5 protein-coding genes are annotated in these 15,099 nt (G+C 54.5%); 2 read left to right on the top strand and 3 right to left on the bottom strand.

What is annotated here, in order from left to right; translation table 11 throughout:
- Window positions 1-147: 147 nt before the first annotated feature.
- A complete protein-coding gene (locus ACX1DY_RS15130) occupies window positions 148-1,158 on the top strand; it encodes a PocR ligand-binding domain-containing protein (RefSeq protein ID WP_458965012.1) in 1,011 nt (336 codons plus the stop codon).
- A gap of 177 nt (window positions 1,159-1,335) precedes the next feature.
- Here the strand turns inward: ACX1DY_RS15130 and ACX1DY_RS15125 are convergent, their stop codons facing one another.
- Together ACX1DY_RS15125 and ACX1DY_RS15120 are read right to left on the bottom strand one after the other, a co-directional pair.
- Window positions 1,336-2,610 carry a glycosyltransferase family 8 protein gene (locus ACX1DY_RS15125; protein WP_458965011.1) on the bottom strand — a complete coding sequence of 425 codons (1,275 nt, stop codon included), beginning with the start codon at window positions 2,608-2,610 and terminating at the stop codon, window positions 1,336-1,338.
- A gap of 124 nt (window positions 2,611-2,734) precedes the next feature.
- A complete protein-coding gene (locus ACX1DY_RS15120) occupies window positions 2,735-3,772 on the bottom strand; it encodes a sugar phosphate nucleotidyltransferase (protein ID WP_458965010.1) in 1,038 nt (345 codons plus the stop codon).
- Window positions 3,773-3,946: 174 nt separating this feature from the next.
- On the opposite strand from ACX1DY_RS15120, the gene ACX1DY_RS15115 reads away from it, so the two are divergent.
- Window positions 3,947-5,314 (top strand): erythromycin esterase family protein, encoded by a 1,368-nt coding sequence (locus ACX1DY_RS15115; RefSeq protein WP_458965009.1) that lies wholly within the window; start codon window positions 3,947-3,949, stop codon window positions 5,312-5,314.
- A gap of 93 nt (window positions 5,315-5,407) precedes the next feature.
- Here ACX1DY_RS15115 and ACX1DY_RS15110 read toward each other — a convergent pair whose 3' ends face one another.
- Window positions 5,408-15,067, bottom strand: a complete 9,660-nt coding sequence (locus tag ACX1DY_RS15110) for an S-layer homology domain-containing protein (RefSeq protein ID WP_458965008.1) — start codon at window positions 15,065-15,067, stop codon at window positions 5,408-5,410.
- Between the last annotated feature and the right edge of the window lie 32 nt (window positions 15,068-15,099).

Raw genomic sequence — 15,099 nt, 5'->3', positions numbered from 1 at the left:
TTTAGGTCAAGTATAGTCTACCCATTGTCGGCAAGCATTGTACTTTGCGAACTAATAAAAGCGTTTTCAGATTGTGTTTTCTTGTTATATACTCAATCAATAGTAGAATCTTGCACTTGATCCATGAAGACAAAGGAGCGTACACTCATGAGCAATCCGCTGTTCAACCTGGAGAACATTATTGATATCGAGAAATGGCATATGCTTCAGGACTCCCTTGCACTGGTCACCAAAATGGCGATTATTACCGTCAATTATAAAGGCGTTCCCGTAACCAAGCACAGCTACTGCCAGCCCTTTTGCCAGGGAGTGAGGAAGGATGATATGCTGTCGCCTTATTGCCAGAAATGTGACGCAAGAGGCGGACTTGAAGCTGTGCGGCTAAACGCTCCGTATATCTACAAATGCCATTTTGACATCATTGATATCGCCATCCCGATCATTATTGACAATCAATATATCGGCGCAATCATGGCCGGCCAGATCAAGCTGCGCGATTCGGATGAACAGCTTGAGCGATTGGTCTCGCGGCCGCCGAACATTGGGGCAGAGAGCAAGTTCAAGGCGCTGGAAGAAGCATATGCGTCCCTGCCGACCTTGTCGTATACAGAAGTCTCGACCATCGCAGATATGTTATTTCACCTTTGCAATTACATTGTTGAAGAGGCTATAACTAAGAATACAACAATACAAATGTATAAAAAAATGGACCTTGTCACCCCTTCCGGCCAAGTCTATAGCAATCTTCAAGCGATTCAAAGCGAGCTGTCCCATACGCTGGTTGAACATTCGCTTAAGGGGCTGACCCTCAAGCAATTCCACCCATCCAACCCGCTGCTGCAGCCGGCCTTTGATTATTTCTATGAGCATAAGAATAAAAATTTCACCTTGCAGGAGATGGCCAAGCAATGCCACATTAGCCCCAGCTATTTCAGCCGGATATTCGCGAAGGAAACCGGGGAAAATTTCTCTACCTTTGCGCCGCGGCTGAAAATCGAGTGGGCCAAGCAACTGCTGGAGACTACCGACCAGCCCGTGAATCAAATCAGCGATGCGCTCGGCTTCTGCGATGCGGGTTATTTTATTAAAACATTCAAGAAGTTCGAGCATCTCACCCCTGCCGTGTACCGGAATATGCACCGGAATCAACAGCAATAAGTATAGGTCAGGCTGAAATGGAGAAACATGTGCTATGATTATGGAATTGAAATTTGCATTTATAGCTTCAATTATAGCTTCAACGCTTTAATTAATGCCTTGGCGGCCTTACGTACAGCACAAAAAAAAGAAACCACTCCTAATAAGAAGTGATTTCTTTGTTCGCTTGCATATCTCTTACGAGGTGCGTTTTAACGTGCGGGTTGTGCGATGTGAGCTTTTTTTCAGCAGAACCTTCTTTACTGCATGTTTGCTCTTCTTGCGGACTGACCGCAGCTTCTTCGTTGCTGAGCGTTGTGTTTTTTTCTTCATTGCCAATTTACGTTTGAGCAGCTTCCGCCGCTTTATGGAACGGTATTTGGCGCGAAGCATTTTTTTCTTTTTAAATTTCAGTCTTAGTCTTAGCCGCACCCGTCTTAATTTCAGCCGTCTCAGCCGTAGTAATCTGCGGCGGCTCCGTCTGCGGGGCTTCACGGAAATAATCTCCGGGGCTGCTAACGGGACTGGATCTGCTGCCGGAACCAGAACTGCCTCGGGAACGTGAACTACCGCTTCAGGGGCCGGATTTACCGGAGCAGGCAGCTCCGGCGGCGCAACTGGAGGTTCTCCCTGCGGCATTGGGGCGGGATCAAGCGGGATGTTAACCGGCTCCGGCTCATATACCGTCTCACGTGCCGGCTCTCTGCCCCACGGGGTCATGGCCAGATATTTAGCGTATATCGGCGCTGCGGGTGAATCACTATCCCACCATTTTTCTTCCCCGGCGAAGTGAACGATTTTTTGAACCATGTCGAGTTCAGGTTTAGCGAACGTATTGAACCGCTGGTCCAGTTGCAAATAGTTAGAGCTGTAAATGGCATTCAGCACATCCTGATCCGGCATGGTCATCATTGGATGGACGCGCAGGAAATTGAGCATCTCTTCATACCAGGTCGGTTTATTGCGGATATTATTCAGATCAAACAGAATGACCCCTGAGTTGAAATACAAGTCCGCACGAAGACCAAGTGAATTAAAGTACTCAAGCAAATTTTCACCCTGATCCAGCACTGCGCCCAAATAACGGTCTCCAAGGTCGATGCTCCACAAATCGTTAATATCCATATTGACCAGGATGTCGCAGTCCAGATAAATAACCCTGTCTGCCTGAATAAATAACGGAAGCAACAAACGGTACATACTGGCTATGGTCCAATAGTCTATTTTATGCACACCGGAAGCAACTTCCTGCAAATCCCCAGGTACGGAAACATGGTAAAAATTAATGTTGTGATGAAAAATATCAACCATCTGAGTAAGCTTTGCCTTGTTCTCTTCACTTAAGGTATCATCGTGTACAATGTGCACATTGATCGTCTGCTGGGTATTGCAAAAGATTGATGCCAGAACAACACCCGCATGCTCGGTATACTTGCCGTCTTTGTCGTTAATCGTCAATAATAATTCAACCATCTTCAAGAATCACCTACCCCTAAAGTATTTTCTCCGCATAGTTGCCTGATGCATTAGACTACTTTAAGTGTATGTGTCCACCTGGATGAATGGATTGGACTAATCCCCAGTAAACATTTGATTATTATGAATCGTTTTGCGGGTCAGGATTTATTCTTATAACTGTAGCGCGATCGCCCAGGATATGACTGGCAGGCTGCTCCTGAGTTTCCTGTTCCGCGAGATGAACACGTGATCCAAATACGCTGCCCTCCGCATGAACATGGAACAACGACACCCGATCCGTCAAAATGCTGTTGATCAGAATGCAATCCTCAACGACGCTATTCGGACCAATATACACATGCGGTCCAATGACACTGTTCTTTACGCGGGCGGTCGGATCAACTCTAACCGGAGGAATCCACTGCACCGAGCTGTCCTGCCCGGATGGCACTGCAAAGTTGTCAGGATCACGATCCATCTGGTACCGGTTCGCCCCAAGCCACCGTTCATGGGTCCCTATATCAAAAAAGGGTGCGGTCGTTACACTGTACGCAACATGCCTGCCTTCAGAAATCAACATTTGAATGGCATCCGTCAACTCGTATTCGCCGCGCGGAGAAGGTGTAAGTCTCTCAATCGCCGGCCAGATCGCCCCAGTGAATACATATACACCAACAATAGCCAAATTGGATTTGGGCTGACGCGGCTTCTCTTCCAGACTGACAATCTGTCCATCTTCAATCGAGGCGACTCCAAAGTGCTCCGGCTCCTTGACCTGCTGGAGCAGGATCGAAGCCGCAGATTTATCCTTGTCCAGTGATTGGATCAATGGCTCTAAATCCCCTTCATACAAGTTATCGCCAAGCATTAATAGAAAAGGGGAATCCGCCATAAAAGACTGCGCGCTGCGGACTGCATCCGCCAGCCCCTTGGCTTCTTTTTGCAGCAGGTAGGTTAAAGAGGCATTCCACCGCCCCCCATCCCCGATCGTTTCCTGGATCTCTCCTTGCGAAGGGCTCACTACGATTCCTATTTCGGTAATTCCGGCAGCAACAAGCTTGTTAATAATAGAGACAAGAATATATTCTCCGTTAACGGGTAACATGCACTTCGGTTTGGTATACGTCGAAGGCTGCAGTCTCGTTCCTCGGCCAGCACACAAGATTAACCCTTTCATACACATGCCCCCTAACCTTAATTGAGTTCTTTACATTTTATGCACAAGCTATAAGAGTGCTTGGATGTATATCTAGCAATTGAAACCTATTAATCTATCCTTTATCAAATCTTTATTTACTCCTTCTATAATGGGGGCGAAAGTTGTACATAACCCATTTGAGGAGGAGCATCAATGTCTATGAAATTAAACTGGAACCGGAGGGTAATCGTTATCTTATCCCTACTTCTGGTGCTGCTGTCCGGCCAGAGCGCTTTTGCAGGGAATGCACCGAAGTCCACTTCGAAGCCGCTAGACTATGCGCATGAGATTAAGTCACTCAGCGGAGAGGACTATAGCGATCTGGCTTTTTTAAAGCCGCTGCTGGCTGGCAAAACGGTGGTCAGTCTGGGCGAAAATTTTCACCGGGTAGCCGAATATGCAAGTATGAAGACGAAAATGATTAAATATTTGCATGAAGAGCTGGGCTTTGATGTCATTGCCTTTGAGTCGGGTCTCGGCGATGCTGAATTTATCAACAAACAGGCCGATCAAATGACCGCTACGAAGATGATGCAGTATTCCGTCCTGCCGGTCTGGCATTCCAAGGAGACACTGGAGCTGTTCAACTATATCAAGAAGTCGCGCAAGACAAACAAGCCGCTGGAGCTGGCCGGTTTCGACAACCAGTTCACTTCGCCTTTGCTAACTTATGGAGTGAGCGACTTTATCTCCACACAGGACAAAGAGTATGGCAAAGCTTTTCAACAGTTTGATCTGCAGGCGGTCACCGATTTCTATGAGATTATGAATAAATATGGTTTGGCTCCTGAGAACAAAGAGTATATACAGGGCATGGAACAAGTGGTCCAGCGTAATGTGCCGGAATACGAAAAGTATATCCAGTACATCAAAGAACACCGGAAGCAGCTCGCAGCGGCGTATCCAAAAGATCCTTATATCGTCGATGTTGTTCTGAAATCGCTGGAGGACCGGGTGCAATTTTTGCAAAATGGCTTAATTACCAATGTTCAGGAATCCTACGAGGCGCGCGACCGGGCTATGGCTGAGCATGTAGAATGGCTGATGAAGGTCAGATATCCGGGTAAGAAGGTTATTTTGTGGGCGCACAACGACCACCTTGCCAAGAACACCTCGGACATCCGGGTGCTGGAGAACGGCAAATGGGTTAACAGCTTCAAGAGCATGGGAGAGCTGCTGCACCAGAAGCTCAAGGATAAAATGTATGTTGTCGGCTTCTTTATGAACAGAGGCAAGACCGACTCGATCACAACCATGAAGCCATTCTCCGTTGGCCCGATGCCAAAGGGCAGCCTGGAGCAGACAGTTATGCAGTCAGGTTATAAAAATACTTTTGTCGACCTCTCCCGCCACACCAAGGCGAAAGCGGCCAATAGCTGGATGTTCAAGCCGATCTATGCCGCTGAAGACGGGATGACCAGCGAGGTCATTGCTCCGATGTCGATGAGGTTTGTCCCGAAGGAGCAGTTCGACGGCCTGATGGTTATAGACCGGATCAGCACTCCGACCCCCGCGTATTAGGAGCTGGAATGGATCATTAAAAATAACAGCCGCGCCATATACCCTACGGTACATGACGCGGCTGTTTTGTCTGCCTATGGCAGATGGCAGATGTTAGATCAAGCCTGCCTGCTTCAGCAGCTTCTCTATAATTGAGGCCGCTTCAGCTCTGGTTGTAAGATCGGTTGGCGCGAGCAGCTTGGCGCTTCTTCCAGATATCAATCCCGCGCTGATGCCTGCGGCAAAGTCGCTCTTAGCATATTCCGCAATGCTGCCGGTATCGGCAAAAGGCTTCAGCAGCCGCTGCTTCTCGGCTTCTGCCAGCTCAGTCTGCAAGCCTGCGAGCTTCATTGCTCTGGAGAGAATAGCCATCATTTGCTGGCGGCTGATCGGCTCCTGCGCTCCAAAGCTGCCATCCGGGTAACCGGACACCAGACCGTATGCAGATGCAGTCTGAACAGAAGAAGCATACCAGGCTCCGGCACTTACATCGCGGAAGGTGGTGCTCTCTGCCGCAGCAGCTCCTCCGAGACCAAGCGCCTTCACGATCATAGCCGAAAATTCCGCCCGGGTAACCTTGCGCTCCGGCTCGAAGCTGCCTTCACCATTGCCGCCCACAATCCACCGGCCTGCAAGGTCCGTGATGGCTTCCCGGGCCCAATGAGTCTGGACATCGCGGAAAGAGGTTTCCGTCCGGGCAGCGACTACGGCGAATATGCCGCTTGCTGACAAGCTTTTGATCACTGCCGTCAAGCTTCCGGCGTTCTCAGCGATACGGGTTGGCAGCGGGCTGACGCTTCCGTCTGCTGCAACTCTGACTCCGATTGCGTTCAAGGTATCGGCAGATTTGGGTAAAGTGATCGTCCGTTCCACGTAAGCACTGAAACGTTCGATCTCCTTCGTCTGGTCCCCGGCCGTATACAAGGCCCGGAATACGGACGGCTTCACCAGGAAGGAATACGTTCCCGCTGCCGCCGCTTGCTCCAGCAGCTTCGCCTTCGACTCATCCGGCGATGCGATCTCAAGCTGCACCGCGGCCTGATCGCCCGCTGACACTTCCAGCAACACCGCTGGGACGCGGAAGGCTTCGGCACCGGTATCCACCCGGATCACAGCTTTGCGTTCAGCCATCAGCTTGACCAGCTTTCCGCTCAGCTCCACTTTATTCAAATCGGTCTTTTTACTGAAGACGATGGAAATGTCGGCTTGGCTGTCTGTGTCCTGCAGCAGCTTCATCAGAGCCGCTTCATCGACGTGGACAGTGGTCGTTGCTCTGCCGTTCTCGGTTGTATTCTTCTCCTGCGCAACCGCCTGGGATTTGCCATTCACCAGGATTTCGAACGCGGTATTCGCCGCTGGCAAAATACCGCCACCGCCGGCGATTCCACCTGCTCCGCCACCCGGGCTTCCTTCACCGCCGGTGCCTCCATTGCCTCCATTGCCGTTCCCGCCGTTATCGCCAGGCTCTGGCAATTTCTTGAACTCTCCAGTGAACAGTTCACTGTCGTTCTTGCCGTCCACCACCGTCACCGCTTTGATTACAGCGGAATTGCTTAACGGAACAGACTTTGTATACACCGGCGAGTCCTCGGAAGGAATCGAGCCATCGACAGTGTAATGAATTACCCCGGCAGCTTCACTGCTCTTAAGCACCACCTCAGTTTTGTCCTTGAACTCAAGAGCAGTGGCGCTTGTAGGCGCAGCCGCAGTTTCGCTGTAAGCGAACGGCTTTTTGTTAATCACGATCAGACGGCTCTGGCCGCTCTTCGATGCTGTCAAATAAATGAGACCCGCTTCTGTCTTAGCCTTCCAATCTATTGCTGCGTCAGGTGTAGGCGTATAGCTGCCTCTCACCTTGTAGGCCGTGTCGCCATCCCCCAGCACAACTGCCACAGTGGACAGTTCGCTGTCCAGCGATCCTGAGAAATGGGCAAGCTGCGGATAAAATCCCGGAACAGCCTTCCACTCGGAAGCCTTCAGCCCTTCAGGGAGCACGCCCCCTGTCAGCCGGGTGGTTTTCAAGCCTTCGGCCTGCCCTGCTGCTCCTTTGGTTTTGCTTCCCTGGAAGGTGTAATACGCTACAGGGAACTGAAGCATCTGAACGTCAAAGAAGTTATTGGCCAGATTCGTGTCTTTGCCTGTCTGTCCGGCAATACCGCCGGTAAAGGTTCTGTCTTTGACCAACTGTCCATTAACACTGGCTACAGCCTGTCCGCCGTTCACATTGGCAGAGAGTGTTCCCGCCGCAGCTGTACCTGCGATTCCACCCGCCCAGGCATGCTCCTTGCCGACGGCCTCTATGCTTCCTGTGTTATAGCTGGCGGCAATGGTCCCCGTGCTTGTTCCGGCGATGCCGCCTGCACGTGAATCCTTGGCTGTCGCGGTAACATCGGAGTAAGAGAAGCTCCCGCTAATGGAGCCTTCATCGCCGTTCAGTCCGGCAATGCCGCCGGCTGCACTGCTTCCGTCAGCGGCGGAAGCAGTGATCACAGCTTTTGTATACGATGTCGTAATGCTTCCTCCGTTGAAGCCCGCAATACCTCCCGCCGTGGCCGGGGAACTGATGGTCAGACCACTCACAGCGATTTTTTCCATCTGGCCGGTATTGCTGCCTGCTGCTCCCCCGGCATTCTCTTTGCCGGCAAGCTTCAGGTTCTCTACAATAATCCCGCTCATCCGGCCCTGATTGTCACCGGCAACGCCGCCAGCCGTCGTGCCTGACACACTGCCGCCGCTCACGGTCACATTCTCGATAATCCCCTTAGGATGGTTCACCCCGGCAACCGTGCCGGTGCTAACTGCCCCGGGCACCACCGCGTCTTGCAGCTTCACGTTGGTGATAGTCCCGTTATTATTGGCAATCAGTCCATACCGCTCAAATTGCTCATAAGGATAATTCAATCCGGCGATGATATGCTGTTTGCCATCCAGTACACCATTGAAGCTTTGTACAGGTATCCATGTTTTGCCGGCCAGTGAAATATCGGCGGTCAGCACGATGCTGGCTATATTCAGTGGTGCAGTTGCAGCCGGATTGAACAACGCATGCACTGATGCCCCGTTATCATTCAGAAGCGCCAGCCCTGCCAATTCTTCCCCGGTGCCTGCCGCAAACTCGGTCTGATTCTTGGCAGCCCGGGTAATGAAGCCCAGATCAGGCGAGAACCGCCAGTTAGTTATGCCCACCAGCACCGGAGCATAAGGCTGCTCTCCATCGGCGAAGCTCCAGACCGGATTATCGCCCGAGAACTTCCAGCCGTCTGGCTTATTGTAGCTGGTAAGGGACAATGGCTTCAGATTTGCGCTTTGTCCGCTGCTGTTAATATCATGCTTGATTGGCGTCAAATTCCCCGCATACAAGGAGTTCTCTACCAGACCATTACGGAAGTTGTAGCCGATAAAATCGCCCATGTACGAGTTGGAGCCGCCGGCCACAGCCGAAACCTCCGACACCCGCTCATAGACCCGGGACAGGCTGCCGTCATTGTATCCGGCGAAGCCGCCGGCATAAGAACGGGTTGCCCCGTTGCTTCCGGCAACCTTCACCTGTTCCTGGGCGGCATACGAATCTTCAATGGTGCTTCCTTGGTAGATGACCCCGGCGAAACCGCCGCCTCTGGCATCAAAAGCCGTGTTCGACACATTCCCCGAAGCGTAGGCCTGCTCAATACGGTATTTATTAACCGTGCCGGCGAAGCCGCCCGCGTAGACTCCCGCTGCGCCATCAGCCGTAATCTGGCCCGCCGCATACGCCACTGAGATTGTGCCGCTTTGGGCCTCTCCCAAAAGACCGGCGAAGCCGCCTGCATAGACGGTGAAATACGGATTGGCACTGTCTATCTGGATGGCTGGTGTGGCCGAGGAAGTCTGAATGTCCGTTCCGTCCGCCAGACCAACGAACCCGCCGGCATGAGCGTAGGATGCCGTTCTACCAGCGGCGACGCTCTCTCCGATAACAATCGGCAGATTGTTCGCCGCTTGCGCCCGGGCGTAAGAGATGCTGCCGCCGGACGATTGCCCTACCAGACCGCCCACATTGTAGTTCGTGCTGGCTTCGGTCTGAATGCGGCTTGCCGTGTCGACTCCAACCATCCGGCTGTCTTTGGCATAACCTGCTGCTCCCCCGGCCGTCGCTGTTTTCCCGCCGCTCAGCTCAAGTGAGACCGCTGAAGTGGAATTATACAGAGAGACGGAATCCAGCTTGCCGGCAATGCCTCCGGCGTACAGCTCCGCCGCCTGACCGGCTGCGTTAATGGAGATAGATCCTGCCGGAAGCTTCGCTTCATACACGCCCGGGTATAGCGGAACGAGCAGTCCGAAGTCCAGCGGAGTGTCTCTTTTGGCAGATTTCAGCGTTCCGGCTACCCCGCCTGCCGTAAGTACGCCGGTCGACGCACTAACCTTAATCTGCGGAGTCGATTCCAAACTATACAGAATGGAGTCCGTAGCCTGGCCGGCGATGCCGCCAACTGTGGCATTGCTGCCTGTTGCCGAAAGACTGCCGCTAAATACAGCCTTCTTCAGTGCGGTATTGGTCAGCTTGCCGGCAATACCGCCCTGCAAAGCTCCATCGCCTGTTGCGGCAACAGTCACATCCCGGACCTCCGCCGCTTCGATGTCAAATGTACTGCTGCCAAGGCCGGCTTTGACGCCGACAATGCCGCCGACAGCCGCGCTGCCGGTGATCGCCGCCGCAGGTGTATGGTTCCCCTGCACCTTGGCGTCGCGGATAACGTGCCTCGCTGCCGAACGGCCGAACATTCCTCCGGCAACAGAGCCTGCGCCCGAGGCCTGTATGCCTCCCCCGGACAAGCTGACGCTGAGGCCATCGGCTGTTCCCGACTCTGCCACACCGACCAGACCGCCGGCTGCACTGTCCGTACCTGCGGCAACTATTCCGCCGCCATCCTGAAGCAGAAGGGACGCTGCTCCGAGATTGCCGTCCAGTCTTCCGGCCAGACCGCCCACAGCGGCATTGCTGCCTGTCGCTTCTACTGTTCCGGCTCCCACAGTCACGCTGCCTTCGTTAAGGCCGGATAAGCTGTCGCCGATCAGGCCGCCCACATACGCCCCGTCGGCGGCGCTGGTTACTCCGCCCCCGCCGCTGACGGACATGGACAGGCCGGAGACCTGGCCTTCATTGCGGCCGATCAGGCCGCCCACGGCCTTCCCGCCGGCAACCTTGGCGCTGCCGGACAAGCTTCCTGCTGCCTGCTCAACCTTGCCCAGATTCAATCCCGCCAAGGCTCCGGCGTAGCTGCTGCCGGTTACCGCCAACGGCGCTACTGTAACTTGCTGGACAACAGCATCGCTTCCAAGGACGCCGAACAGCCCCGCATACTCAGCTTCATTTACTTTGAAATCGCTGATCAAATAATGATTGCCGATAAAGGTTCCTTCAAAAGCATGCTGCACATCCGCCCCGATAGGAGTCCACTGCGAAGCGCTCACACGGATTGGGCCTGTCAGTTCCACCGTTCTGCCGAGGAAGTTGAACGGAGCGACATCCGCCGCCGTACCGTTTACGATTGCCGCCAGACCTGTAAGCTCTTCTTCGGTCTTGATCGTAAAACGCAGCGCCGCCGGATTTCGCGTATACCAGTTCAAATTCAAGCTTGGCGTCTCACTGCCCCCATCTCCGCCGTCGGCACTAAGGTTCAGCTCAGGGTACTTGTATCCCGCACCATCCGAGCTATACCGCCAAGGCGAGCCGCCAAATGTCCAGCCGGACAATGCCGGAAATGCCTTGCGGTCAGCCAGGGCAGAAGAGAGAAGTGGACTCAGACGGGCGTAATTGTTCAATTCATTATAGGTTCCCCCGCCAAAATCCAGGACTCCGCTGTTGATTCCCAGGCTCTCATCCTTGACATAATACGCATCATCAATGAGATTCTTGCTTGCGTTCGCATAGTACCCTGCGAAGCCGCCAGGATATGCGCCTTTATCTCCGGTGATCCGGCCGGCTGAATAGCTGCTTGCCACCGTTCCCGCCGTTATCCGTCCGATCAGGCCGCCGCTGTACGAGCCCTTTCCGCTGGCGGACACATCCTTGCCTGCGTAAGAGTTGCTAATCGAACCGGAATGGTCGCCGATCAGACCGCCCACATACGTATAGGCACCGCCCGCTGTTATTTTTGACAATGTATAGCTCTTATCTACACTACCGCTGTTTCTGCCGATTAGTCCGCCGAAAATAGCGTAGCTTCCCGCAGTGCCCGAAAGGCTGCTCTTCAGATCGTTTTCGATATAGGAGGAGACAACCCGTCCGGTGTTCTCTCCCGCAATTCCTCCGATGACCGAAGACACTCCGCCCGCAGACAGAGCCGCATTGGAATACATGTAATATATCGTTCCTGTATTTCTGCCGATGAGACCGCCGACCAGACCCTTGTCGCCGTCAGACAGAACAGGTAGTGATTCGCTAATACTGTTCTTAGCAACGACGCTCCGGTTCTCGCCGATGAGGCCACCGGTTACCGCAGAAGCTCCGTGTACCGTGATGCTCCCGAGCATCTTACTGCCCTGAATGGAGCTTATGGCTGAAGGAGCCGCCACAGCAGGAGCTTCATCGCTTCTGGCATCATTCAGGCCGACCACTCCGCCGGTAATCGAAGCAGCGGCAGAGGCTGGCAGGAGAATCGTCAGTGATGCCATCACATTATCCTTCAGAACTCTTGAAGCGGCTGGCTGACCATATCCGGCCACGCCACGGTTATAGCCGGCCACTCCGCCCGCAGTAGCTCCGCTGCCCTTCAGCGTAAGCTTGACAGTAGAACCGGACATCTGTCCAATCGAGCTGTCCACGTTGTAGCCTACGATGCCGCCCGCATAAAGCCCGGTCGCCGATTCAGCGCCGGTAAGCAGCAAGTTCTCTACTCCAGGCTCAGCCGCGCCACCGCCGGTGATGACTGCATTTTCCGTCCGCCCGGCCAAGCCTCCGGCTTTAACTCCGCTGCCGGACACATTCAGCATGGCATAGTCCGGGAGAACTCCTCTGACAACAGAGCGTTCTACGTCCGCGCCGATTATCTGGCCGGCCAGCCCTCCGATCATGCTGTCCGCACCCGCTGCGCTAAGCACCGGACTCTCTACAATCACACGCCGGATCGCAGAGGCGCTGCTGTCCCCTACGATACCGCCGATTCGTGCACCGCTTGCCGCTGCCGTAGAGGTTACCGTCAGCCCGGACACATTGCTGTCCGTTCCGTTGCCGCTCACAGCAGCTCCAGCATCGGCTCCTCCGGCCACGCCGCCCACAGCGATGTCCGGCCCTTCTGCGGCAAGCCGCAACTTACCGTCTCCCGGAGCAACAACAGGATTACTGATAGCACCTGTTGTAAATCCGGCTACCCCACCCATTCGGCTAGAAGCGCCAGCGGCCTTGATGATTACATCCGTCGCTGTCAGTGCCGTCAACTGGCCGCTGTTTCTGCCCACGATTCCGCCCAGGTCGGAATGATCGCCCTTGGCGTCAATGGAAATCCCGGATACCGCCAGCAGGTTCTCTGAATCCAGATCGAGGCTGTTGTCCCCGATTATCCCCCCGGCTGCATTGTTAGCTGCCGCCGATGCAATCGTTACATTCCGGATGTCGAAGGGTTTGCCCTGCACACTTACCGCAGCGCCGGCAGAGAGCTTACCCGCCAGACCGCCCAGACTGGAACGAATGGCTTCCGGTCCTGCCGACAGGCTGATTCTGTGGGCGACAGCCGGTCCCAGCACCAAGGTGCTGCGCCCTTCGCCAACAACACCGCCCGCCGCTGAATCGGTTGCATCCGTGAAGAGTTGCAGACTGTCATTGCTGTCAGCACCCGCATCGCCTATCACCGCATCCGCAATCCGTCCGCCAGCCGAACCCGCGATACCGCCAGCCGAGCCGCCGGACCCCGAGGTGCGAATTTCTGTATATTTTACCGCAGCAGACTGAATGGTGCCGTCTGCATAACCCGCTACGCCGCCTGCATCCCCACTCGACTGAATGAGGGCTGGCTTCTCGGCTGTGCGGCCGATTACTGCATTAACAATGGTGCTGCCGCCCGTGATATAACCGGCCACGCCGCCCGTATGAACGCCGCTGCCGCCGGATACCTTGATCTCACCGTCAAAAATGGGGTTTTCGATCACGCCGCCAATACCGTAATACCCTACGATACCGCCGGTATACACCTGGCTATCAGTGCTGGAAGCGGCGGAGGTCACCGTAATTTTGCCGCTGTAGGATTCGTCCGTTATCCCGGAGTCGCCATCGGATACACGCCCGGCAAAACCGCCGGTATACAGTCTTTCAGCTCCCGTAACTGCAATATCCCCCTTGCTGGAGACATTGCCCGCCGCCTTGAGGTAGTTCCGATTGGAGATAATGCCGCCGGTATACATCTCGGAAGCCGTTCCGGTTACGGTAATACCGCCGGTATTGCCATACGCTTCAGCCGTATTGCTGTGAAGCAGCAGGCGCTGGCCCGCGAAGCCGACCAGTCCTCCTGTGTACACGCCAATACCTGAAGCGTCAACTTGAATCTCCGCCTGATTCTTCGCGGCTGCTTGGAACGCAGCCGTTCCCACAACCTTGCCGGCTACGCCCCCGGTGTATACCTCCGACGTACCGCCCGCCGTCAGAGGCGAGCTGTTGACCACGCTCTGTCCCCAGGTGAAATCGCCGTCCACACTGCCGACGATGCTGCCGGTGTACGCCCCGGCGCCTGCCTTATTAACAATGGCAGGAGCGGTCTGTACAAAGGGAATGGATAGATTCAGTCCCCCGGTATTTTCATACGCGCCGACCAGACCGCCCGCAGATACGCCCGCAGTAGCGGTCCCGGAATTTACAAGGATCTCCCCGGAATTCGAGGTCTGGGCGGAGAAGGTGACATCGGTATCCGCCGCCACCCGGCCCATGATCCCGCCGATAGACCCGCTCCCTACGCTCAGGAGAGCAATCTTTCCGCTGTTACGCATGAAGGTATCTTCATCCGCCATGAACAGCGGCGCGGAAGCCAGGCCGACAATGCCGCCCGCATCCGCCTTGTAGACACTGCCCGATACACTTACCGGGCCGGTATTCTCGCTCTTCTTCAGAGTCAAGACGCCATTGGTTGAAGCCACAACACCCCCGGCCATGCCCCAATAAGAACCGCCAAGCGCGATACTGCCATGATTGGCCACATTGGACAGCAGCCCCGAGCCGCTGCCGACGATCCCGCCGGCATATACATTGCCCGTGACCGTTCCCGTCACTTGAATGGATACCTCGCTGGTGACATCCAGGATGGTACTGTCCTCATCCATGTAACCCGCAATCCCGCCTACAGCCGCATTTCCGGCAACAGCAGTCTGAATGCTCCCCGATAGCGTAAACCGGCCGACTGTGGCCCCGCTCATGCGGCCGATCAGCCCTCCGTATACGCTGTCCGAAACGCTCAGGCCGGTCAGCGCCGGGTTAAGCCCGGCCTGGCCGATAAGAATTCCCCTGAACGGATGCTCGCCGTTGCCAATGGGCACCCAATCATAGTCAGCCAATGACAGGGCACCCGAGGCTGCGATTTGAAGTGTTTTACCGCTGAAATCAGTAGTGCCGTCATTGACCAGCTTGGCGACTCCCGCCAGCTTGGCCGCCGAATCAATAATATACGTAGAATAATTCGTATCATACCAGCTTGTATCCGCGTGATCCCCCCAGCTTCCGCCGCTGGCATCCGCCGGATTACCGGCGGGCAGCAGTGGAACCAGCAGCAGCACGCAGCATAGCAGCTTGATCCATTTTTTTGCAAATAGCATAGGTCACCTTCTCACTCTCTGAATAGATTCGC

This window comes from Paenibacillus sp. BAC0078, from assembly GCF_054483875.1.
Note: the sequence above shows the minus strand (reverse complement) of the source record. Positions and strands in the feature narration are given on the sequence as shown.

What these genes read in the sequence shown, in the direction of transcription:
- ACX1DY_RS15115 (WP_458965009.1), top strand. Translation starts at nt 3,947, where the DNA reads ATGTCTATGAAATTAAACTGGAACCGGAGGGTAATCGTTATCTTATCC.
- ACX1DY_RS15125 (WP_458965011.1), bottom strand. Translation starts at nt 2,610, where the DNA reads ATGGTTGAATTATTATTGACGATTAACGACAAAGACGGCAAGTATACC.
- ACX1DY_RS15120 (WP_458965010.1), bottom strand. Translation starts at nt 3,772, where the DNA reads ATGAAAGGGTTAATCTTGTGTGCTGGCCGAGGAACGAGACTGCAGCCT.
- ACX1DY_RS15110 (WP_458965008.1), bottom strand. Translation starts at nt 15,067, where the DNA reads ATGCTATTTGCAAAAAAATGGATCAAGCTGCTATGCTGCGTGCTGCTG.
- ACX1DY_RS15130 (WP_458965012.1), top strand. Translation starts at nt 148, where the DNA reads ATGAGCAATCCGCTGTTCAACCTGGAGAACATTATTGATATCGAGAAA.